Origin of the sequence: Mycobacterium sp. E342, from assembly GCF_001667665.1 — a bacterium.
In the GTDB taxonomy this organism is placed as follows: Bacteria; Actinomycetota; Actinomycetes; order Mycobacteriales; family Mycobacteriaceae; genus Mycobacterium.
The window spans coordinates 1-21,633 of the sequence record NZ_LZJM01000222.1; the positions used below are offsets into that span (position 1 = coordinate 1).

The 21,633-nt window shown below is 68.3% G+C and carries 18 protein-coding genes and 1 pseudogene; 9 read left to right on the plus strand and 10 right to left on the minus strand.

The features are described from left to right. Window positions 1-1,649, minus strand: a 1,649-nt coding sequence (locus A5692_RS16605) for a DHA2 family efflux MFS transporter permease subunit (protein ID WP_068057773.1), incomplete at its 3' end; no start/stop codon positions are given. A 223-nt stretch (window positions 1,650-1,872) separates the two neighbouring features. Here A5692_RS16605 and A5692_RS16610 point away from each other — a divergent pair. From A5692_RS16610 to A5692_RS16625, 4 genes are all read left to right on the plus strand, one after another. Continuing rightward, a complete protein-coding gene (locus A5692_RS16610; protein ID WP_197514491.1) occupies window positions 1,873-2,652 on the plus strand; it encodes a hypothetical protein in 780 nt (259 codons plus the stop codon). A 188-nt stretch (window positions 2,653-2,840) separates the two neighbouring features. Next, window positions 2,841-6,578, plus strand: coding sequence for a multifunctional oxoglutarate decarboxylase/oxoglutarate dehydrogenase thiamine pyrophosphate-binding subunit/dihydrolipoyllysine-residue succinyltransferase subunit (locus A5692_RS16615; protein ID WP_068057778.1), 3,738 nt, complete (start codon window positions 2,841-2,843; stop codon window positions 6,576-6,578). An 84-nt stretch (window positions 6,579-6,662) separates the two neighbouring features. Beyond that, the gene (locus A5692_RS16620) at window positions 6,663-7,490 is read left to right on the plus strand and encodes an SDR family oxidoreductase (protein ID WP_068057780.1); all 828 of its coding nucleotides are present in this window, start codon (window positions 6,663-6,665) and stop codon (window positions 7,488-7,490) included. 69 nt (window positions 7,491-7,559) lie between these two features. Further along, entirely contained in the window at window positions 7,560-8,411 is an 852-nt protein-coding gene (locus A5692_RS16625; RefSeq protein WP_068057782.1) for an SDR family oxidoreductase, read from the plus strand. A 7-nt stretch (window positions 8,412-8,418) separates the two neighbouring features. On the opposite strand, the gene A5692_RS16630 is transcribed toward A5692_RS16625, so the two are convergent. The 3 genes from A5692_RS16630 to A5692_RS16640 all read right to left on the minus strand — a co-directional run bounded on the left by A5692_RS16630 (window position 8,419) and on the right by A5692_RS16640 (window position 11,542). Next, on the minus strand, window positions 8,419-9,282 hold the full coding sequence (locus tag A5692_RS16630; RefSeq protein ID WP_068057783.1) for a glycine betaine ABC transporter substrate-binding protein: 864 nt from the start codon (window positions 9,280-9,282) through the stop codon (window positions 8,419-8,421). Then, entirely contained in the window at window positions 9,279-10,478 is a 1,200-nt protein-coding gene (locus A5692_RS16635) for an NADP-dependent malic enzyme (RefSeq protein WP_068057785.1), read from the minus strand. Before A5692_RS16635 ends, A5692_RS16630 begins: the two co-directional genes overlap by 4 nt. A gap of 74 nt (window positions 10,479-10,552) precedes the next feature. Then, window positions 10,553-11,542: a malate dehydrogenase gene (locus tag A5692_RS16640; protein WP_068057787.1), complete on the minus strand. Its 990-nt coding sequence runs from the start codon at window positions 11,540-11,542 to the stop codon at window positions 10,553-10,555. A gap of 193 nt (window positions 11,543-11,735) precedes the next feature. On the opposite strand from A5692_RS16640, the gene corA reads away from it, so the two are divergent. Next, entirely contained in the window at window positions 11,736-12,839 is a 1,104-nt protein-coding gene (corA, locus tag A5692_RS16645; RefSeq protein WP_068057800.1) for a magnesium/cobalt transporter CorA, read from the plus strand. 111 nt (window positions 12,840-12,950) lie between these two features. Here corA and A5692_RS16650 read toward each other — a convergent pair whose 3' ends face one another. Genes A5692_RS16650 through A5692_RS16675 form a run of 6 tightly spaced genes read right to left on the minus strand, consistent with a single transcriptional unit; the run spans window position 12,951 to window position 18,447 of the window. Beyond that, the gene (locus tag A5692_RS16650) at window positions 12,951-13,544 is read right to left on the minus strand and encodes a suppressor of fused domain protein (protein WP_068057789.1); all 594 of its coding nucleotides are present in this window, start codon (window positions 13,542-13,544) and stop codon (window positions 12,951-12,953) included. Continuing rightward, a complete protein-coding gene (locus tag A5692_RS16655) occupies window positions 13,541-14,719 on the minus strand; it encodes an ABC transporter ATP-binding protein (RefSeq protein WP_068057791.1) in 1,179 nt (392 codons plus the stop codon). Before A5692_RS16655 ends, A5692_RS16650 begins: the two co-directional genes overlap by 4 nt. Window positions 14,720-14,723: 4 nt before the next feature. Continuing rightward, entirely contained in the window at window positions 14,724-15,575 is an 852-nt protein-coding gene (locus A5692_RS16660) for a carbohydrate ABC transporter permease (protein WP_068057802.1), read from the minus strand. Next, window positions 15,565-16,491 carry a carbohydrate ABC transporter permease gene (locus A5692_RS16665; protein ID WP_068057792.1) on the minus strand — a complete coding sequence of 309 codons (927 nt, stop codon included), beginning with the start codon at window positions 16,489-16,491 and terminating at the stop codon, window positions 15,565-15,567. The genes A5692_RS16660 and A5692_RS16665 overlap by 11 nt, the downstream gene beginning before the upstream one ends. After that, window positions 16,488-17,897, minus strand: a complete 1,410-nt coding sequence (locus A5692_RS16670) for an extracellular solute-binding protein (protein ID WP_068057794.1) — start codon at window positions 17,895-17,897, stop codon at window positions 16,488-16,490. Before A5692_RS16670 ends, A5692_RS16665 begins: the two co-directional genes overlap by 4 nt. Window positions 17,898-17,922: 25 nt before the next feature. Continuing rightward, window positions 17,923-18,447, minus strand: coding sequence for a general stress protein (locus A5692_RS16675; protein WP_067927134.1), 525 nt, complete (start codon window positions 18,445-18,447; stop codon window positions 17,923-17,925). A 172-nt stretch (window positions 18,448-18,619) separates the two neighbouring features. Here A5692_RS16675 and A5692_RS16680 point away from each other — a divergent pair, with 172 nt between their 5' ends. The 4 genes and pseudogenes from A5692_RS16680 to A5692_RS16695 form a co-directional block, all read left to right on the plus strand. Further along, window positions 18,620-19,237 (plus strand): DUF4190 domain-containing protein, encoded by a 618-nt coding sequence (locus A5692_RS16680; protein ID WP_082962802.1) that lies wholly within the window; start codon window positions 18,620-18,622, stop codon window positions 19,235-19,237. Window positions 19,238-19,307: 70 nt separating this feature from the next. Continuing rightward, complete coding sequence (locus A5692_RS16685; protein WP_068057799.1) at window positions 19,308-20,615, plus strand: magnesium transporter MgtE N-terminal domain-containing protein; 1,308 nt, start codon at window positions 19,308-19,310, stop codon at window positions 20,613-20,615. Next, entirely contained in the window at window positions 20,612-21,154 is a 543-nt protein-coding gene (locus A5692_RS16690) for a DUF1003 domain-containing protein (RefSeq protein WP_068057804.1), read from the plus strand. Before A5692_RS16685 ends, A5692_RS16690 begins: the two co-directional genes overlap by 4 nt. 106 nt (window positions 21,155-21,260) lie before the next feature. Further along, window positions 21,261-21,633: pseudogene (locus A5692_RS16695) on the plus strand (hypothetical protein); the annotation flags it as partial.

Consider the following 21,633-nt stretch of genomic DNA (forward strand, 5'->3'; position numbering starts at 1 on the left):
TCGGGTTCGCGCACAAGGATGCATTCGACGTACGCGTCGTCGTCGTAGTCGTCGTCGTACTCGTCGTCGTCGTAGTCGTCGAACACGTCGCCCGCCTCGGCCGGCACACCGGCCCTGGCCGATGGTGCGAACCCGACCAGGAACAGGGCGGCCACGATCCCGAACAGCGCGATGAACGCGGGCAGCAGCACCGATTGCGACATGGCGGCCGCGAACGAGTCGCGCAGGAATTCGGGCAATTGCAGGCTGGCGGCCGCCTCACCCCCGCCGCCGTCCGACGGCTGCGCCGGCATCTCGGCGCCGATCCGTGCCGTCATAAAGGCGGCCATGCCGGCGCTTCCGAGCACGGCGCCCAGCTGGCGGACGGAGTTGTACACGGCCGAGCCCGCACCGGCCAGGCGCGGCGGCAGGTTGCGCGTCGCGGTGGCGGTCAGCGGCGACCAGACGAACGCCATCCCGACGCCCGTCGCGAAGAACGGCAACAGCAGCCGCCAGATGGGCGTCCCCGGCGACATCTCGAAGCTCAGCCAGGTCAGCGCGATCGCCAGCACCGAAAACCCGAACCCGAGGACCGGCCGCGGATGGTATTTGTCGACCATCCTGCCGACGAACGGCGCGAACACACCGTTGGCGATCGCCATCGGCGCGATCAGCAGAGCCGAACGCGTCGGCGACAGCCCGCACACGGCCTGCGCGTAGAACGTCAGCGGCAGCATCATCCCCGTCGCGGCGAACGAGACGATGGCCACCCCGGCGTTGCACAGGCCGAAGTCGCGGTCACGGAACATCGCCAGGGGAATCAGCGGCTCGTCGGTGTTCATCGACTGCCAGAACACGAATACCGTCATGAACCCGATGCCGGCGACGATCATCGCCCAGATCCAGGGTTCCCAGTGCGCGGCCTGGCCCTGCTGCAGACCGAACACGATCAGGAAGATGCCCGCCCCCGACAGCACGACGCCGACCAGGTCGAACCGGTGTGACTGCGTGGGTAGCACGGGGACCAGCAAGTACGCCAGCGCGAGCCCCAGCACGCCGATCGGGACGTTGACGAAGAAGATCCACTGCCACCCCAGCCCGTCGACCAGCACGCCACCGGCCAGCGGGCCCACCAGGCTGGCCACGCCCGCGGTGGCGCCCCACAGGCTCACCGCGACACCGCGCCGCTCCGGCGGGAAGATCCGGGTGATGGTCGACAAGGTCTGCGGGGTGAGCACCCCGGCGCCCACACCCTGGACGACGCGGGCGGCGATCAGCATGGCGGCGCTGCCCGACAAGCCGCACCAGACCGAGGCGACGGTGAACACCAACAGGCCGATCAGGTAGAGGTTTTTCGGGCCGAACCGGTCACCCAGCCGCCCGGCCACCAGCAGCACGACGGCATAGCCCAGCAGGTAGGCGCTGGTCACCCAGACCACGGTGTCGTAGCCGATGTGCAGCCTGGTCATGATCGTCGGGTTCGCGATGGCGACGATGGTCGAGTCGACCATGATCATGAAGAAGCCGATCATCATCGCCCAGAGGGCGTTCCAGGGCTTCCGGGAATGCGGCGAGTTCTGGGTGAGGAAGTTCCACCGGTTGGTGACGTGGGGCGGGTGGGGCGCCGCGCGCCGGGTGCCCCCGGACGACGGAGGCGTCGCCGTGGTCATCTACCCACCTCGTTTCCGCTCCCGACGATGCGTGCCCGCACGGCGCCGGTCTGATCGACCGGCCCGGACCGTCACGACATCCAGCCTGCATTATTGCCGCTGACGAAATTGGGGGCAGCCACGGATCCGAACGTGGGTACACCAGGCGGAAGGTTTCGTGTTCGGCCGGTGTTCGGCGGCGGGCACGTTAGCCTGGTAGGACGCCATTTGCAGGAGAGGCAAGATGCGGGCCCGACGGAAGCGGTCTTCGAACCGGTTTTTCAGCATGTCGCACGCGGATGCGGTGCGGCCGCCCACCGACGGCCGGCCCAAGGTCTCCGCGCGTGCGTTGGCCCAGGTCATCGAGCGAAGCTCGCGGATCCAGGGTCCGGCGGCCGAGGCCTACGTGTCCCGGCTGCGCAACGCGCACCCGAGCAGCAGCCCGGCCGACATCCTGGCCAAGCTGCAGAAACGGTACGTGGGCATGGTGACGGCCAGCGGCATGGCGGTGGGCGCGGCGGCGACCATCCCCGGCATCGGCACCCTGAGCGCGCTGTCCGCCGCCGCCGCCGAGACGGTGACATTCCTGGAAGCCACCGCGTTCTTCGTCCTGGCTGTCGCGGTGGTGCACGACATCCCCGCCGACCACCGGGAACGACGCCGCGCCCTGGTGCTGTCCGTGCTGGTCGGCGACAACAGCAAGGACGCGGTCACCCAGCTGTTCGGCCCGGCGCGCACCAACGGCGGCTGGATCTCGGAGAGCGTGGCCGCCGTTCCGCTGTCATCGATGTCGCGGCTGAACTCGCGGTTGCTCAAATCCTGGGTGAAGCGGTACACGCTGCGACGCGGCGCCCTGATGTTCGGCAAGCTGCTGCCGGTGGGCATCGGGATCATCGTCGGGGCGGTCGGCAACTACTTCGCCGGCAAAAAGATCGTCGGCAACGCCAACCGGGCGTTCGGCACTCCTCCGGTGCGCTGGCCCCGCGCACTGCACCTGGTGCCGCCGCTGCACGAAGCGGGCTGACGGCCGGCCGTCCCACCCCCGTCAACCTGGCGAATTGCTGGCGAAAGGTTAGCCTTTATAGGGCGGAGAGGTTGAGCATCGACACTGGTGTGAGGTGCTCCACAATCCGGGGTCGACAAACGTACAGGCGCGATGCACCAGCTGCGTAAAGCGCTTGCAGGACAGAGGAATTGAGGCGAACGGCGGTCGTGAGCAACATAAGTTCACCATTCGGGCAAAACGAGTGGCTGGTCGAGGAGATGTACCGCAAGTTCCGCGATGATCCCTCGTCGGTGGATCCGAGCTGGCACGAGTTCCTGGTCGACTACAACCCCGAGCCGGCCGGCGAATCGCCCTCGAGCGCAACGACCACCGGTGACGGCAAGGCCGCCGCCAGCGCACCGCAGGCAGCCCCGCAGACAAAGGCCGCGCCGGCCGCCCAGCCGTCCCCCCAGCCCGCGCCGCCCGCCAAGCCCGCCGCCGGAAACGGTGCCGCTGCCCCCGCGGCCGCGCCGGCGAAGGCGAAGGCCCCGACTCCCCCGCCGGCCGAGGGCGACGAGTTGCAGACGCTGCGCGGCGCCGCGGCCGCGGTGGTCAAGAACATGTCCGCCTCGCTGGAGGTGCCGACCGCCACCAGCGTCCGCGCCATTCCGGCCAAGCTGCTCATCGACAACCGGATCGTCATCAACAACCAGCTCAAGCGCACCCGCGGCGGCAAGATCTCCTTCACCCACCTGCTGGGCTACGCGCTGGTGCAGGCGATCAAGCAGTTCCCCAACATGAATCGGCATTACGCCGAGATCGACGGCAAACCGACGGCGGTCACCCCGGCGCACACCAACCTGGGCCTGGCCATCGATTTGCAGGGCAAGGACGGCAAGCGTTCCCTGGTGGTGGCCGGCATCAAGGGCTGCGAGACCATGCGGTTCGCGCAGTTCGTCACCGCCTACGAGGACATCGTCCGCCGCGCCCGCGACGGCAAACTGACGGCCGAAGACTTTGCGGGCGTAACGATTTCGCTGACCAACCCCGGCACCATCGGCACCGTGCACTCGGTGCCGCGGCTGATGAACGGCCAGGGCGCCATCATCGGTGTCGGCGCCATGGAATACCCCGCCGAGTTCCAGGGCGCCAGCGAGGAACGCATCGCCGAACTGGGGATCGGCAAGCTGATCACGCTGACCTCCACCTACGACCACCGGATCATCCAGGGCGCGGAATCCGGCGACTTCCTGCGCACCATCCACGAGATGCTGTTGTCGGACGCATTCTGGGACGACATCTTCCGCGAACTGGGCAACCCCTACCTGCCGGTGCGCTGGAGCACCGACAACCCGGACTCGATCGTCGACAAGACCGCCCGGGTGATGGAGTTGATCGCCGCGTACCGCAACCGCGGCCACCTGATGGCCGACATCGACCCGCTGCGGTTGGACGGCAGCCGGTTCCGCAGCCACCCCGACCTGGAGATCCTCAACCACGGCCTGACGCTGTGGGACCTCGACCGGGTGTTCAAGGTCAACGGGTTCGCCGGCTGCGAGTACAAGAAGCTGCGCGACGTGCTGGGCCTGCTGCGCGACGCCTACTGCCGTCACGTCGGCGTGGAATACACCCACATCCTCGAACCCACACAGCAGGAGTGGCTGCAGCAGCGCGTCGAGACCAAGCACGTCAAGCCGACGGTGGCGGAGCAGAAATTCATCCTGAGCAAGCTCAACGCCGCCGAGGCCTTCGAGACCTTCCTGCAGACCAAATATGTTGGGCAGAAACGGTTCTCGCTGGAAGGCGCGGAAAGCGTGATCCCGATGATGGACGCGGCGATCGATCAGTGCGCCGAGCACGGCCTCGACGAGGTCGTCATCGGAATGCCGCACCGCGGCCGGCTCAACGTGCTGGCCAACATCGTCGGCAAGCCGTACTCGCAGATCTTTTCCGAGTTCGAGGGCAACCTCAACCCGTCGCAGGCCCACGGTTCCGGTGACGTCAAGTACCACCTCGGCGCCACCGGCGTGTACCTGCAGATGTTCGGCGACAACGACATTCAGGTGTCGTTGACGGCCAACCCGTCGCACCTGGAAGCCGTGGACCCGGTGCTGGAGGGCCTGGTCCGGGCCAAGCAGGACCTGCTCAACCGGGGCGCCCATGACGACGGTGACGAGAAGGCATTCTCGGTGGTGCCGATGATGCTGCACGGTGACGCCGCCTTCGCCGGTCAGGGCGTGGTCGCCGAGACGCTGAACATGGCGAACCTGCCCGGCTACCGGGTCGGCGGCACCATCCACATCATCGTCAACAACCAGATCGGCTTCACCACCGCGCCGGAGTACTCGCGATCCAGCGAATACTGCACCGACGTCGCGAAGATGATCGGGGCGCCGATCTTCCACGTCAACGGCGACGATCCCGAGGCCTGCGTGTGGGTGGCGAAGCTGGCCGTGGACTTCCGGCAGAAGTTCAAGAAGGACGTCGTCATCGACATGCTGTGCTACCGCAGGCGTGGCCACAACGAGGGCGACGACCCGTCGATGACCAACCCCGCCATGTACGACGTCGTCGACACCAAGCGCGGGGTCCGCAAGAGCTACACCGAAGCCCTGATCGGCCGCGGCGACATCTCGCTGAAGGAGGCCGAGGACGCGCTGCGCGACTACCAGGGCCAGCTGGAGCGCGTGTTCAACGAGGTCCGGGACCTGGAGAAACACGGCGTCCAGCCCAGCGCGTCGGTCGAGGCCGACCAGATGCTGCCCGCGGGCCTGTCCACGGCGGTGGACAAGGCATTGCTCTCCCGGATCGGGGACGCGTTCCTTGCCCTGCCGGAGGGCTTCAGCGCGCACCCCCGCGTGCAGCCGGTGCTGGAAAAGCGGCGGGAGATGGCCTACGAAGGCAAGATCGACTGGGCCTTCGGCGAGCTGCTGGCGCTCGGTTCGCTGGTGGCCGAGGGCAAGCTGGTCCGCCTGTCGGGCCAGGACACCCGGCGCGGCACCTTCTCCCAGCGGCATTCGGTGATCATCGACCGCCACACCGGCGAGGAGTTCACCCCGCTGCAACTGCTGGCGACCAACCCCGACGGGACGCCCACCGGGGGCAAGTTCCTGGTCTACGACTCACCGCTGTCCGAGTACGCCGCCGTCGGCTTCGAATACGGCTACACCGTGGGTAACCCGGACGCCCTGGTGCTGTGGGAGGCGCAGTTCGGCGACTTCGTCAACGGCGCGCAGTCGATCATCGACGAGTTCATCAGCTCAGGCGAGGCCAAGTGGGGCCAACTGTCCAACGTGGTGCTGCTGCTGCCGCACGGCCACGAAGGCCAGGGCCCCGACCACACCTCGGGCCGCATCGAACGCTTCCTGCAGCTGTGGGCGGAGGGTTCGATGACGATCGCGGTGCCGTCGACGCCGTCCAACTATTTCCACCTGCTGCGCCGCCACGCCCTCGACGGTGTGCAACGGCCGCTGATCGTGTTCACGCCCAAGTCGATGCTGCGCAACAAGGCAGCGGTGAGCGACGTCAGGGACTTCACCGAGATCAAGTTCCGCTCGGTGCTCGAAGAGCCGACCTACGAGGACGGCATCGGTGACCGCGGCAAGGTCAGGCGGATCCTGCTGACCAGCGGGAAAATCTACTACGAGCTGGTGGCGCGCAAAGCCAAGGACAACCGCGACGACGTCGCGATCGTGCGCATCGAGCAGCTCGCCCCGCTGCCGAAGCGCCGGCTCAACGAGACGCTGGACCGCTACCCGAGCGCCGAGGAGTTCTTCTGGGTGCAGGAGGAGCCGGCCAACCAGGGCGCGTGGCCGCGGTTCGGTCTCGAGCTGCCCGAGCTGCTGCCCGACAAGCTGGCCGGGCTCAAGCGGATCTCGCGGCGGGCCATGTCGGCACCGTCGTCGGGTTCGTCGAAGGTGCACGCGGTCGAGCAGCAGGAGATCCTCGACACGGCGTTCCGCTGACTGCATTGCCCCACCCGCCGATACGAGGGACCGCCGGTACCGGCTAGCCTCGACGCAAGCGGGGGCCGATAGGGAAGGGTGCTCATGCAAGGGTTCGCCGGCAAGGTCGCCGTGATCACTGGCGCGGGTTCGGGTATCGGGCAGGCGCTGGCCGTCGAATTGGCCCGCTCGGGCGCCAAGGTCGCGATCAGCGACGTCGATGTCGAGGGCCTGGCGGAAACCGAGGCCAAGTTGAAGGCGATCGGGGCCGAGGTCAAGGCGGACCGGCTCGACGTGACCGAGCGCGAGGCGTTCCTGGCCTACGCCGACGCCGTCCGCGATCACTTCGGCAAGGTGAACCAGATCTACAACAACGCGGGCATCGCGTTCACCGGCGACGTCGAAGTCAGCCAGTTCAAGGACATCGAACGGGTGATGGACGTCGACTTCTGGGGCGTGGTCAACGGCACCAAGGCGTTCCTGCCCCACCTGATCGCGTCCGGCGACGGTCATGTGATCAACGTCTCGAGTGTGTTCGGGCTCTTCTCGGTGCCTGGTCAGGCGGCCTACAACTCCGCCAAGTTCGCGGTCCGCGGCTTCACCGAGGCGCTGCGGCAGGAGATGGCGGCGGCCGGCCATCCGGTGGCGGTGACCACGGTGCACCCCGGCGGCATCAAGACGGCGATCGCCCGCAACGCCACGGCCGCCGAGGGGCTCGACCAGGCCGAACTGGCCAGCCTGTTCGACAAGCGGCTGGCCAAGACCAGCCCGCAACGGGCCGCCCAGATCATCCTGGAGGCGGTGCGCAAGAAGAAGGCCCGGGTGCTGGTCGGCACCGACGCCAAGGTGTTGGACGCCCTGGTGCGGCTGACGGGCCCGGGATACCAGCAGCTTTTCGGGCCCGTGATGGGCCGATTGATGCCCAAGCGGTGAGGCAAACCGTAGCGGGGATCGCCGCTACCGGCTAGCCTGACGCAGCACGCCGCCACGAGGGAGTACTGGATGCACAGCTTCGCTGGAAAGGTCGCCGTGGTGACGGGCGCGGGTTCGGGAATCGGCCAGGCGCTGGCGCTCGAGCTTGGCCGCGCGGGCGCCCGGGTCGCGATCGGCGACGTCGACATCGAAGGGCTGGCGCGCACCGAGGAGCAACTCAAGGCGATCGGCGCACCGGTCAAAGCCGACCGGCTCGATGTGACCGAGCGCGAGGCCTTTTTGGCCTATGCCGACGCCGTCCGCGAGCACTTCGGCCAGGTCAACCAGATCTACAACAACGCGGGCATCACGTTCGTCGGGTCCATCGAGGACAGCCGGTTCAAGGACTTCGAGCGGGTGATGGACGTCGACTATTGGGGCGTCGTGAACGGCACCAAGGCCTTCCTCCCCCACCTGATCGCCTCGGGCGACGGCCACGTGATCAACATCTCCAGCGCGCTCGGCCTGTTCTCGGCGCCCGGGCAGGCGGCGTACGTCTCGGCCAAGTTCGCCGTTCGCGGTTTCACCGAGGCGCTGCGCCAGGAGATGGTGCTGGCCGGCCACCCGGTGCGGGTGACGACGGTGCACCCCGGTGGCGTGAAGACGGGATTCGCCCGCAACGCCATCTTTGCCGACGGCCTCGACCAGGACGGCCTGGCGGAACTGTTCGAGGAGCAGCAGGCCAAGACGACACCGCAGCGGGCGGCTGAGGTCATCTTGGCGGGCGTGGGCAGGAACAAGGCCCGGGTGCTCGTCGGCCCCGACGTCAAGGCCATGGATCTGGTGGTGCGGCTGACGGGGTCGGGGCATGAACGTCTGCTGGCCGGGCCGATCATGAGCCGGGTGCAGCAGACCGTGCACAGGCTCATGCCCAAACGCTGAGGCTCGTTCACCGCCCCAGCGGATGCTCCGCCAGCCACCCGCCGGCCACCGCTTGCGGGTCGGCCCCGCCGCCTACCTGGCGGCGGATGTCGACCAGACCGGCTGTGTCCAGCACGCCGGCAACCTCGTTGATGGCCAGCAGCTGCCGATCGCTCAGCGCGTTGCGGCGATACAGCGGCACCACGTTCTCGGCCCTGATCAATGCCGGCTTGCCGTCGGCCAGCGCGACCAGATCCGCGGGCAGGCCGGGGTCGGCGGTCGTCGTCCAGCCCGCGGTCAGCTGCCCGGCCCGCACCGCGGCGAACATGGTTGTCTGATCGGGGAATTCGCGCGGGGCCGGAAGCCGACACGTGCCCACCGTCGAGGGAGCCGGACGCCGCGTCACCGTGCCGACGACCAGGCCGGCGCAGTGTTTCGGCAGCGTGCTCAGGTCCGCGCTGACGTCGCTGCCGCCCCACGCCCTGGCGGTGGACCCGGTCACCAGCAGCACGGGTTTGTCTTCCGCCGCCGTCGCGTAGTCGCCCGCGGCGACGCCCTCGGGTAGCGCGGCCACCATCGCGCGGTAGACCTCCGCATCCGACAACGCCGCCGAGCCGGGCTGCAGGCTCTGCAGCTCGCGTCCGGTCAGGGTCGGGACGACGGTGAACGCGCCCGAGTCCAGGCGCGCCATCGGATTGTCGGCCGTCTCGGCGTGCGCCGGGAAACCGTATGACCGCAGCGCGGCCACGTACACGCCGGCCAGCAGCGCCGACTCGGGATCCGTCGCCGAGCCGATCACCAGTTCCGGACGGGCGGGGTGGTCGCCGGTGCCGCAGCCGGCCACCACGAGAATGGCGGCGAGCAGCGGTGCCGCCAGCCGGCCGGTCCTCACCCCGCGATGTCTGCGGGGTCCGCGGCCAGGGCCACCGCCGTGGCGACGGCATCCCCGACGCGCAGGTCCAGCGGGCTGGGGACGATCCGGTCGAAAGCCAGGTCATCGCTGACGACCGAGAAGATCGCCTCGGCGGCCGCAACCATCATCTTCTCGGTGATCCGGCGCGCGCCGGCGTCGAGCGCCCCACGGAACACGCCGGGGAAGGCCAGCACGTTGTTGATCTGATTGGGGAAGTCGCTGCGGCCGGTGGCCACCACCGCGGCGTACTTGGCCGCGACCTGCGGGTGGATCTCCGGGTCGGGGTTGGACAGCGCGAACACGATGGCGTCGGGCGCCATGGTGGCGATCATCTCCTCGGGCACCACACCGCCCGACACCCCGAGGAACAGATCGGCGCCCCGCAGCGCTTCGGCCATGCTGCCCGTCAGACCGTCGGGGTTCGTGCGCTGCGCCAGAACGCTCTTGACGCTGTTCATGTCGTCGCGCCCGGTGTGCAGAATGCCGCGCGAGTCGAGCACGGTGATGTCCGAAACGCCCATCGTCAGAAGGAGATTCGTGCACGCGACTCCCGCCGCGCCGGCGCCGGAGACCACCACCCGCAGCGACGTCATGTCGCGGCCGAGCAACTTGGTGGCACCCATGAGGGCGGCCAGCGTGACGATCGCCGTCCCGTGCTGGTCGTCGTGCATCACGGGGCAGTCCAGCGCTTCGATGACCCGCCGTTCGATCTCGAAGCAGCGCGGCGCGGAAATGTCCTCGAGGTTGACGGCACCGAACGTCGGGCGCAGCCGAACCAGGGTTTCGACGATCTCGTCGGGATCCTTGGTGTCCAGCACGATCGGGATCGCGTTCAAGCCGCCGTACGCCTGAAACAGGGCGCACTTGCCCTCCATCACCGGCAGCGAGGCCGCCGGTCCGATGTCACCCAGGCCCAGCACGGCGCTGCCGTCGCTGACGACGGCGACCAGCCGGTTCGCCCAGGTGTACCGGGCGGCCTGGCTGCGGTCGACGGCGATCGCGCGACTGACCTGCGCCACACCCGGGGTGTAGGCGATGGACAGGGCGCGCTGGGTGTCCAGCGGGGTGGTCGAGCCTACGGAAAGCTTGCCGCCTACGTGTGCCTCGAAGATCTCCGCATCGGTGATCGCACCCGCTTCGGCGCGCGTCTGTATCGATTCAATCAACTCGGACACGCGCTTCAGGGTACTGACTACCGATTAGTAGGCCTAATGGTGATGTGCGTCTCACCGGCCACGCCCGCCGAATCTCAGATGAGACCCAGCTCGGTGACCGCATTGCGCTCGTCGACCAGCTCGGCGGTGGTCTTGTCGATCCGGCCGCGGGAGAAGTCGTCGATCTCCAGCCCCTGCACGATCGACCAGTTGCCGTCCTTGGTGGTCACCGGGAACGACGAGACGATTCCCTCCGGCACCCCGTAGGAGCCGTCGGAGAAGACCGCCATGGACACCCAGTCGCCGTCGGGGCTGCCCAGCAGCCAGGAACGGGCGGCGTCGATGGTCGCCGATGCGGCCGAGGCGGCCGAGGAGGCGCCGCGCGCGTCGATGATCGCGGCACCGCGCTTGGCGACCGTCGGGATGAAGTCGTTCTCGATCCAGTTCTGGTCGCCCACGACCTCGGCGGCGTTCTTGCCGCCGACCTCGGCGTGGAAGATGTCGGGGTACTGGGTGGCGGAGTGGTTGCCCCAGATCGTCATCTTCTTGATGTCGGTGACCTTGGCGCCGGTCTTCTTGGCCAGCTGCGAGATGGCCCGGTTGTGGTCCAGGCGGGTCAGCGCCGAGAACCGCTCCTTCGGGATGTCAGGGGCGTTGCTCAGCGCGATCAGCGCGTTGGTGTTGGCCGGGTTGCCGGTCACCCCGATCCGCACGTCGTCGGCGGCCACGGAGTTCAGCGCCTTGCCCTGAGCGGTGAAGATCGCGCCGTTGGCCTCCAGCAGGTCGCTGCGCTCCATGCCCGGGCCACGCGGCCGCGCGCCGACCAAGAGTGCCAGATTCACGCCGTCGAAGATCTTGTTCGCGTCCGCGCCGATCTCCACCCCGGCGAGCTGCGGGAACGCGCAGTCGTCGAGCTCCATCACGACGCCCTCGAGCGCCTTGAGCGCCGGCTCGATCTCGAGCAGCCGCAGCTCGATCGGGCGGTCGGGGCCCAGCAGTGAACCGCTCGCCAGGCGGAACAACAGGCTGTAGCCGATCTGGCCGGCGGCGCCGGTGACGGCGACCTTGAGAGGACTTGCGCTCACGTCGAAATACTCCTTGTGGAGGTAGTCATGCAGAATCGGGTCTCGGCACGAAACTAGCGCACCGTTCGCGGCTGCCAACCTCCGGTCCGACACCCGGCCGGTGTCCCGGCGGCCGGATCGTCGCGCTTTGGTAGGCCGGCCCGCGTAGCATGGAGCACCGCCGGTCAGACCTGCGCTGCGATCGGAGGTGGATGTGTTCCAGGGTTTCGACGCCTTGCCGGAAGCGCTTCGCCCACTCGCGCACGAGCCTCGTCCGACGCCGCCCGCTCCGCAACCGCCGTCCCCCAACGAGACGTTGGTCGACTGCGCCGTCTACACCGAGGGCCACCGGCTGCCCGGGACATACAGCTACGCCACGGCCCTGGACAAGGTACGCCAGATCGAGATGCTCGGGCACGAAGCGTTCGTGTGGGTCGGCCTGCGCGAGCCCGACCAGGCCGAGATGCAGGAAGTCGCGGGCGTTTTCGGGATACACCCGCTGGCCGTCGAGGACGCCGTCTGCGCCCACCAGCGGCCCAAGCTGGAACGATTCGACGAGACGCTGTTCCTGGTACTGAAGACGGTCGCGTACGTGCCGCATGAGTCGGTGGCGGCCGCCCGCCAAATCGTCGAGACCGGCGAGGTGATGGTTTTCGTACGCAAGGACTTCGTGGTCACCGTCCGCCACGGCGAGCACGGCGGGCTTTCCGATCTGCGCAAGCGGATGGAGGCCGACCCCGAGCAGCTGCGCCTGGGTCCGTACGCGGTGATGCACGCCATCGCCCACGAGGTGGTCAACCACTACCTGGTGGTCAGCCACCTGATCGAATCGGACATCGACAGCATCGAGGGTCTGGCGTTCGCGCCAGGCCGCAAGATCGACGTCGAGCCGATCTATCTGCTCAAGCGTGAGGTCGTCGAACTGCGCCGGTGCGTCAACCCGTTATCCGGCGCCTTCCTGCGAATCCAGCAGGAGAACAAGGACCTGATCTCCAAGGAGGTGCGGCGCTACCTGCGCGACCTCGCCGACCACCACTCCGAGGCAGCCGAGCACATCGCCAGCTACGACGACATGCTCAACTCGCTGATCCAGGCGGCACTGGCCCGGGTCGGGATGCAGCAGAACAACGACATGCGCAAGATGGCGGCCTGGGCCGGTATCTTGGCGGTGCCCACCATGGTCGCCGCCATCTACGGGATGAACTTCCATTTCATGCCCGAGTTGAACTGGACGTGGGGATACCCGGGGGTCATGGCCGCAATGACGCTGACCTGTCTGCTGCTCTATTTCCAGTTCCGGCGCAACAACTGGCTCTAATCTCGCCTTTCACTGAGCGCCCGGGGATCTGAGTCTGCACCCAGGGTGAGCATTTCGCGATTTTCCCGCCCCGGTTACCCGCTCAACGCCGTGGCCGCACTCGATGGCGGTTCAACGCGGTTGCGCGGCGGGGCGATCGGGGTCCAGCACGTCGACCCCGTCGTTCTGCCACGCCTGCCGCATGGCTTCGGCGCCCTTCAACCGCACCCAGGCCGCTTCGGTCGCGGTGATGGGCGTCGCCCACAGGAACCGCACCGGGTCACGCGGCGGCTCCAACGGCAGATCGTCAATGTCGCTGGGGCCCAGCAACACCGCGGTGAACGGCACGCGCCCCGCGGGTCGCGCCCACAGCGGCGATCCCAGGTCCACCAACGCGTCGGCGGTCAGCACCAGACCCTCGACGGCCGGCGTTGCGGCCAGTACCGCCAGACTGCGGGCGATACCGGTGACGGGGCCCGGATCTCGCAGGCGCAGCACCACTTCGGCGCGCGGTCCCCGGGTATGGTCATCGATGATCTGCGCCGGGTCGGTCATCGGATACCGCGAACAGCCCAGTGACGCGTAATGCACCAACCCGTCGCTCCCGCGGAAGCGCAGCACCTCGATGGGTTCGGTGCCCAGAAAGGTCACGCTCGCCGAATCGGGCTCGACGTCGGCGAAGTGACGGCGCAGGTGCGCGCGCACCTGGTCGAGGACCGGGCTCACTGATCCGCGGGCGCCGCGACGGTCAGGTTCGCTCCGGAGCCGGCGTCGAATACGGCGAGCTTCGTGGTGTCGAACGCCAGCTCGATGGACTGCCCGATCGCCGCTTTTGATTCCGCGGGAACCCTTGCCACGAACTGGTTTTCGTGCGCATCGGCCTGGGCGGCCAGCGCATCCAGTTGGGCGGAGTGAGCCGCCCACCCCGCGGTGGAGAAGTAGACGAACTTGTCGGCGCCCAACGACTCGACCAAGTCGACCTTCACCTCGAAGGTGAGCGCCCCGATGCGCTGGTACCCGTCGATCAACGCGGCGTCGTGCAGGTGCTCGGGCCGCACCCCCACGATGATGTTCTCCGACGCCGGGTGCCGCGCGATCACGTCTTGGATGTCCGGTGCCAGCATGACTTCACCGAACGGCAGCGTCAGGCCGATGGGCGTCAACGTGGCGGGGAAGAAGTTCATTGCCGGCGAGCCGATGAACCCGGCGACGAACAGGTTTGCCGGGTGTTCGTAAAGCTCGTCCGGGGTGCCGATCTGCTGCGCGACCCCGCCGTGCATCACCACCACCCGGTCTCCCAGCGTCATCGCCTCGGTCTGGTCGTGGGTGACGTAGACGGTCGTGGTGCCGAGCCGCTTCTGCAGGCGCGCGATCTCGCCGCGCATCTGGACCCGCAGTTTGGCGTCCAGGTTGGACAGCGGCTCGTCCATCAAGAAGGCCTTGGGGTGGCGCACGATCGCGCGGCCCATCGCGACCCGCTGCCGTTGCCCGCCCGACAGTTGGGAGGGTTTGCGGTCGAGCAGCTCGGTCAGGTCAAGGGTTTTGGCGGTCTCCTCGACCTTCCGGGCGATCTCCGCCTTCTTCATCTTCGCCAGCGTCAGGGGGAACGCGATGTTCTGCCGCACGGTCATGTGGGGGTACAGCGCATACGACTGGAAAACCATCGCGATGTCGCGGTCCTTGGGCGCCTTCTCGTTCACGCGTTCGCCGCCGATGCGCAGTTCGCCCGACGTGATGTCCTCGAGGCCGGCGATCATGTTCAGGGTTGTCGTCTTACCGCATCCGGAAGGTCCGACCAGGATCAGGAATTCGCCGTCGGCGATGGTGATGCTGAGGTCTTGCACCGCGGTGGCGCCGTCGGGGTAGCTCTTGCTGACATGGTCCAGCACAATCTCGGCCATCGCGCTATCCCTTCACAGCGCCGGAGGTCAACCCGGCGATGATTCGCCGTTGAAAGATTAAAACAAAGACGATGATCGGCACGGTGATCACGACGGCCCCGGCCGCGATCGACCCGGTGGGCTCCTCGAATTGTGAACTGCCGCCGAAGTTCGCGATGGCTACCGGCGCGGTGATCGCGGCCTTGGTAGCGGTGAGCGACAGCGCCAGCAGCAGGTCGTTCCAGGCGAAGATGAACACCAGGATGGCGGCCGTCACCACTCCCGGCGCGGCCAGTGGGACGATCACCTTGCGGAAGGCCTGCGCCGGCGTGGCCCCGTCCATTTTCGCCGCCCGCTCGAGATCCCATGGAATCTCCCGGAAGAACGCCGACAGCGTGTAGATGGCAAGCGGCAGAGCGAAGGTGATGTAGGGCAGGATCAGCCCCGGCCAGGTGTCGAACAGGCCGACGAAGCGTTCGATGTTGAACAGCGGGGTGACCAGTGAGATCGCCGGGAACATGGTGACCAGCAGGGTGGCGCCGATCATGACCCGCTTGCCGGGGAAGCGCAGCCGGGCGATCGCGTAGGCGGCCATCGCGCCGAGCACCACCGCGATCGCGGTGGTGATCAGCCCTATGCCGATCGAGTTGACCAGCGCCGCGCCGAACAGGTCGCCCCGGAAGATGCCGCGGTAGTTCTCGAAGGACACCGTCGACGGAATCAGCTTGCCGTCCCTGACATTTGACGTCGGCTTGAGCGAGAGGCCGAGGATCCACAACACCGGGAGAAGTGCGTACACCACCACCACGGTGTCGATGACGGCCCACCCCACCGCCCGCCGGGCGCCTGCCCTGGCCCGTGCGTGTTCACCGGTCATCGGCGTCACCACCGGGCGCCGCGACGCCGAACACCTTGATGTAGACGAGCGCGATGATGCCCACACAGACGAAGATGAGCACGCTGATCGCCGAGCCCAACCCGACGTTGAACCCCTTGAACAGGTTGTCATAACCGAGGATTGACACCGAGTCGGTGTTGTTGGCGCCGTCCGTCAGCACGTAGATGTTGTCGAAGATGCGGAAGGCGTCCAGGGTCCGGAACAACAGCGCGACCACTACCGCGGGCTTGATGATCGGTAACGTCACGCGCACCAGCCGCCGCCACGGCCCCGCGCCGTCGACTTGGGCGGCCTTCAGCAAGTCCTCGGGCACCAGCGCCAGCCCGGCCAACAGCAGCAGCGACATGAAGGGCGTCGTCTTCCAGACCTCGGCGAGGACGACGATGCCCAGCGACGGGAATTGCTGCGTCAACGGAGCACTGCCCTGCGGCAAAAGGTTGGCCAGATAGCCGGTTCCCGGTGTCCACGCGTAATACCAACTGTAAGACGCCACCACGGTGACGATGCCGTACGGGATGAGCACCGCCGTGCGCACCAGCCCCCTGCCGACCAGCGTGCGATGCATCACCAGGGCCAACGCCAGACCCAGCACGAACTCGACCGACACGGAAACCACTGTGATTCCCAGGGTTACGGTCAGCGCCGTCCACCAATAGCGGTCGGTCAAGATCGTTTGGTAGTTGCTCAGGCCGACGAACGCGGTGTCGTTGGGGGTGGCGAGGCTGTTGCGCTGCAGGCTCAGCCACACCGCATAGCCGATCGGGTACGCCGTCACCGCCAGCATCAGCAGCGCCGCGGGCGCGACGAGGACGAAGGCAAGGCGCCGTTCCGACAGCCGGTTTCGCGTTCGTGGGCGCGGCGCGACGGCGGTATCCGCCGGGGCGGCGCGGGTCACGGCAGCAACCCCTTGCCGTCGATGGCCTTCTGCGCCTGCGCGGTGAGTTCGTCGGCCGTACGCTCCGGGTCGATCCGCGTGATGGGGCTCAGCGCCGCGGACAGCCGCAGCGACAACGCCTGATACACCGGCGTCGCGGGCCGCACGGCGGCGTCGGTGAGTTGCCGCCGAATGACGGTGTACATCGGGTACTTGGCCTGGAATTGCGGGTCGGAGTACAGCGACGTCCGCACCGCGGGCAGTCCGCCCTGGATCGAGACGTACTTCTGGCTCTGCAGGCTGCGCAGGCAGCGCACGGCCTCGAACGCCTCGGCGCGATGGCGGGTGGTGCTGGCCACGGCCAGGTTGAGCCCGCCGATCGTGACCTTGGCCGGGCGGCCCGGCGCCACACCGGGGTACGGGGCGAAGGCGAACACCTTCTGGCTGGCCTCGTACGCCAGGCGGAATTGTTCGTCGCTGGGCACGAACGTCCCGACGTCGTTGATGCTGCCGGCCAACGCCGGGTCCCGGTTCAGCGGCAGGAAGGGGACACCGCCCTTCACCGCGTTCTCCAGCATGGAGGCCAGTACATACGGCCAGTTGACTTCCAGCGCGGCCCTGCCCTGTTCGACCGCCAGGCGGGCCGTGCCCTCGTCGGTCCGGGTGATCGACGGGTCGGCGCCCGGAGCGGTGCCCACGGACTTGAGGATGCGCAGCGCGTTGAGCGTCGCCGCGCGGTGCGCGGGTGTGTCGGTCAGGGTGACGCGGCGGCCGTCCTCGGAGAGCACCTGGCCGCCACCGCTCACCAACAGCGTGTTGAACCACACGACCAGACCCTCGCCCTCGTTCGCCTGCACGGCGATCCAGGCGGGCCGGCCCTCGGCCTGCAACCGGGCGGCCTCGGTCACCATCGCACCCCAGTCCATCGGCGGCTGGCGCACCAAATCGGGCCGGTACCAGAGCAATTCGGTGTTGGTGGTGACGGGCGCGGCATACAACTCGTGCTTCCACCGTGCCGTCGCCAGCGGGCCGGGCAAGGTGTCGGAACGGGCGTCGGCGTCGGCCAGCCCCGCGGGGTCGTCGGACAGCGGCAGCGCCCAGCCCGCCTCGGCGAACTCCGCGGTCCACACCACGTCCAGCGCCATCACGTCCAGCCCGCGGTCGTGAGCGCTCAGCCGGCGTGCCAGCTGCACACGCTGCTCCCCGGGACCCCTCGGCAGGCTCACATGCCGGATGGCGAACCGGCCTCCCAACTGCTTGGTGCACTCTCGAGCGACGGCGTTGAAGGCAGCCGAATCGGTGGTCGGGGTGAAAAAGGTGATCACCAGTCCCCCACCGACCGGCCCGCAGGCCGACACCGCCGCGGCGATGATCACCGACGCCGACGCGATGACGGCCAGAAAACGCGGGCGCACGCGACTCACCACCGAGTCACACCCCTCGTGCGTGTCCTCAAATCGCTAAGCGCGCCAACAGATCCCGCGCCTTCTCCGCGTTCTGCGGATCGCAGAGCACGTCGTAGCGGCCGGCCACCAGCTGCATGGTCGAGCTGAAATCCCTTGTGCCACGGGCCATCGCGTAGGGGACGGCGGAGGTGATCAAGCCGAAGAAGACGCCGGCAACCAGACCGGTGGCCAGCGCGGCCCACGGATTCGGGCTGAAGAAGCCGAGCACCAACCCGATGAACAGCCCCAGCCAAGCGCCGCTGAGTACCCCGCCGCCAAGCACCTTGGCCCACGTCAGCCGGCCGGTGACCCTTTCGACCTGCATCAAGTCGACGCCGACGATGGTCACCTGCTGAACGGGGAACTGTTGCTCGGAGAGGTAGTCGACGGCGCGCTGCGCCTCGGCGTAGGTGGGGTAGGACCCGACCGGCCACCCCTTGGGCGGTGTCGGCAATCCGGGTGCGCGACGACCGCCCGCCGCGCCCGCGGGCGTCGCGCCGGGAACTTGACCGGGCTGGAAAGGACTAGTCATTGGCGATCATTCTCCTCCGCCCAGGCCATCGTCACATCTCGGGGCCTTCTAGCCTATCGAGCGGCCGCAAGCCAACCTGCGAAAACGGGGCGCCGGCACCCGACGCGGCCCCAGCTGCCCCGCGGCGATTCACCGCCGATCCGCGACTCGGCCATCGGCTAGGTTGAACACCATGACAGCCCCCGGCGACGGCTTCGGCGAACGCGCCCACGACGACCAAGCCGAACCGGCTCCCGCCGGCGGCGGGGCCCCCGAACAGCCGGCGGCGCCGTGGGAACCGCCGGCGCCGGCCACGCCACCCGAATATCCGCCCCCGGCCTATCCCCCGCCGGGCTATCCCGCGGAGTACCAATCCGGCTACGGCGCCCAATACCCGCCGCCCCCAACCGGATACGGGTCGCAACCCGGGTACGATCAGCCGCCGCGCTACGGCACACCGCAGTACCAGCCGGGGCCGCCGCAATTCGGCGGCCCGCCCGCCGGCTACGGGCCGCCGCCCTATTCGGGTGGCTACTACCCCGCACCGGACTACGGGGGCTACGGGCCGCCGAGCGGAGTGAAACCGGGGACGAACAAGCTCGCCATCGCATCGCTCATCTCGTCGTTCACCGGGGTGTTCTGCTGCTGCCTCGGCTCCATCGTGGCCATCGTGCTGGGCGCCGTTGCGATCAATCAGATCAAGCGCACCCAGCAAGACGGCTACGGCCTCGCGGTCGCCGGCATCGTCATCGGCATCGCCACGCTGGTGGTCATGACGATCATCGTCCTGTTTGCGATGCACTCGCGGTAGCAGCCTGCGAGCGTCGGGACCGGCACCGCCGCCATCGGCCGCGCCATGGCGGGCTGCCTAGGCTTTCCCCATGGCATCGGTCAACAGGGTGTACATCGCCCGGCTCTCGCGAATGTTGGTGCTGGGTCCCCTCGGTGAGTCGTTCGGCCGGATCCGCGATGTCGTGGTCAGCATCAGCATCGTGCGTCAGCAACCGCGCGTCCTGGGACTGGTCGTCGATCTGGCGACGCGACGCAGCATCTTCATTCCGATGCTGCGGGTCGCCGCGATCGAGCCGGAGGCCGTCACGCTGAACACCGGCAGCGTGTCCCTGCGCCACTTCGAACAGCGCCCGGGCGAGGTGCTCGCGATCGGTCAGGTGCTCGACACCCAGGTCAGGGTGAACGATCCCGCGCTGCCCGAGCTGGCCGGCCTCGACGTCGTCATCACCGACCTGGGCATCGAACAGACCCGCACCCGTGACTGGATGGTGAGCCGGGTCGCCGTGCGCACCCAGCGGCGGCTGGGCCGGCGTGGCCCGGTGCACGTCGTGGATTGGCAGAACGTGCAGGGCCTGACCCCGTCGGCGCTGGCGATGCCGGGCCAGGCGGTGGCCCAGCTGCTAGACCGGTTCGAGGGCTGGAAGGCGGTCGATGTCGCCGACGCCATCCGTGGCTTGCCCCCCAAGCGGCGCTACGAGGTGCTCAAAGCCCTCGACGACGACCGGCTGGCCGACGTCTTGCAGGAACTGCCCGAGCTCGACCAGGCCGATGTGCTGTCCGAGCTGGGCACCGAACGCTCCGCCGACGTGCTCGAGGAGATGGATCCCGACGACGCCGCCGATCTGCTCGGCGTGCTCAATCCGACGGATGCAGAGATGCTGCTGACACGAATGGACCCCGACGAGTCGGCCCCGGTGCGCCGGCTGCTGGCGCATTCCCCCGACACCGCCGGGGGCCTGATGACGTCCGATCCGGTGGTGCTGACGCCCGACACCTCGGTCGCCGAGGCGCTGGCCCGGGTCCGCGACCCCGACCTCACCCCCGCCCTGTCGTCCATGGTGTTCGTGGTGCGCCCGCCCACGGCCACGCCCACCGGCCGGTACCTGGGCTGCGTGCAACTGCAGCGGCTGCTTCGCGAACCCCCCGCGGAACTGGTCGGCGGGATCGTCGACACCGACCTGCTCACCCTCACGCCGGAAACGCCGCTGGGGGCGGTGACCCGCTACCTGGCCGCGTACAACCTGGTGTGCGGACCGGTGCTCGACGACCAGAACCACCTGTTGGGGGCGGTGACGGTGGACGATCTCCTCGACCACCTGTTGCCGCACGACTGGCGGGCGGACGTGCAGGCCCTCGACGCCACCGGCGGGGCCGAAGGACGGGGGGGTTGGCGTTGAGCAGGTCCTCGGCACCGCGTCGCCTCTACACCCCGCGAACGTCGCGCAGGTATTCGCCACGGCTGGATCCCGAGGCCGTCGGCCAGCTCACCGAGTCGATCGCGCGGTTCTTCGGCACCGGCCGCTACCTGCTGGTGCAGACGATCCTCGTGGTGGCGTGGATCGCGGTGAACCTGTTCGCGGTCGGCCTGCGCTGGGATCCTTACCCCTTCATCCTGCTCAACCTGGCTTTCTCGACGCAGGCCGCCTACGCGGCCCCGCTGATCCTGCTGGCCCAGAATCGTCAGGAGAACCGGGACCGGGTCGCGCTGGAACAGGATCGCCATCGCGCGGCGCAGACCAAGGCCGACACCGAGTTTCTGGCCCGCGAACTCGCGGCGGTGCGGCTGGCGGTCGGTGAGGTGGTGACCCGCGAATATCTGCGGCGCGAGCTCGAGGATCTGCGCTCCCTGCTGGCGAATCTCGACGCCGATTCCGACGGCTCCAACGCGGTGGAGGGCGGCGACGACTCGGACCGGAAGACTAAGAAATCGGGCTGAGAACCAGTTCGGACCATTGCGCCACTCTGGTCACAAGAGTTATGTATGGTGATCTAGTTCACGGCTACGAGAGCAGTTGACCAGCTCACATACCTAGGACGGTCGAGTGCGCATTGGGGGACGCCGGGGTGCACGCCCGGCCGCCGCGGCGGAGCGGCTGCGAGCACTTCAGGTCTCACGTTCGCGTGCATTCGGCGTAGCCACCATCACCCCTTTGGTCTTCGCGGGCGCGGTCAGTGGGGCGGCGCCGTCGCTGCCCGAAAAGCTGCCCCCGGTGCATGCGAACATCGCCCCGGTGGCCGCGGTCTCCCCCGCCATCCCCGACCTCTCGGGACCGGCTGTCGTTTCCATCGACCGTTCCCCGGCCGCCTTCCACGTCGCCGAACCCGCCCTGTCCGCACCCCCACCGGCGATGATCGTGAATGCGCCCGGGGCACTTGGCATTCCGAGCATCGCGCTGGCGGCCTACCGCAACGCCG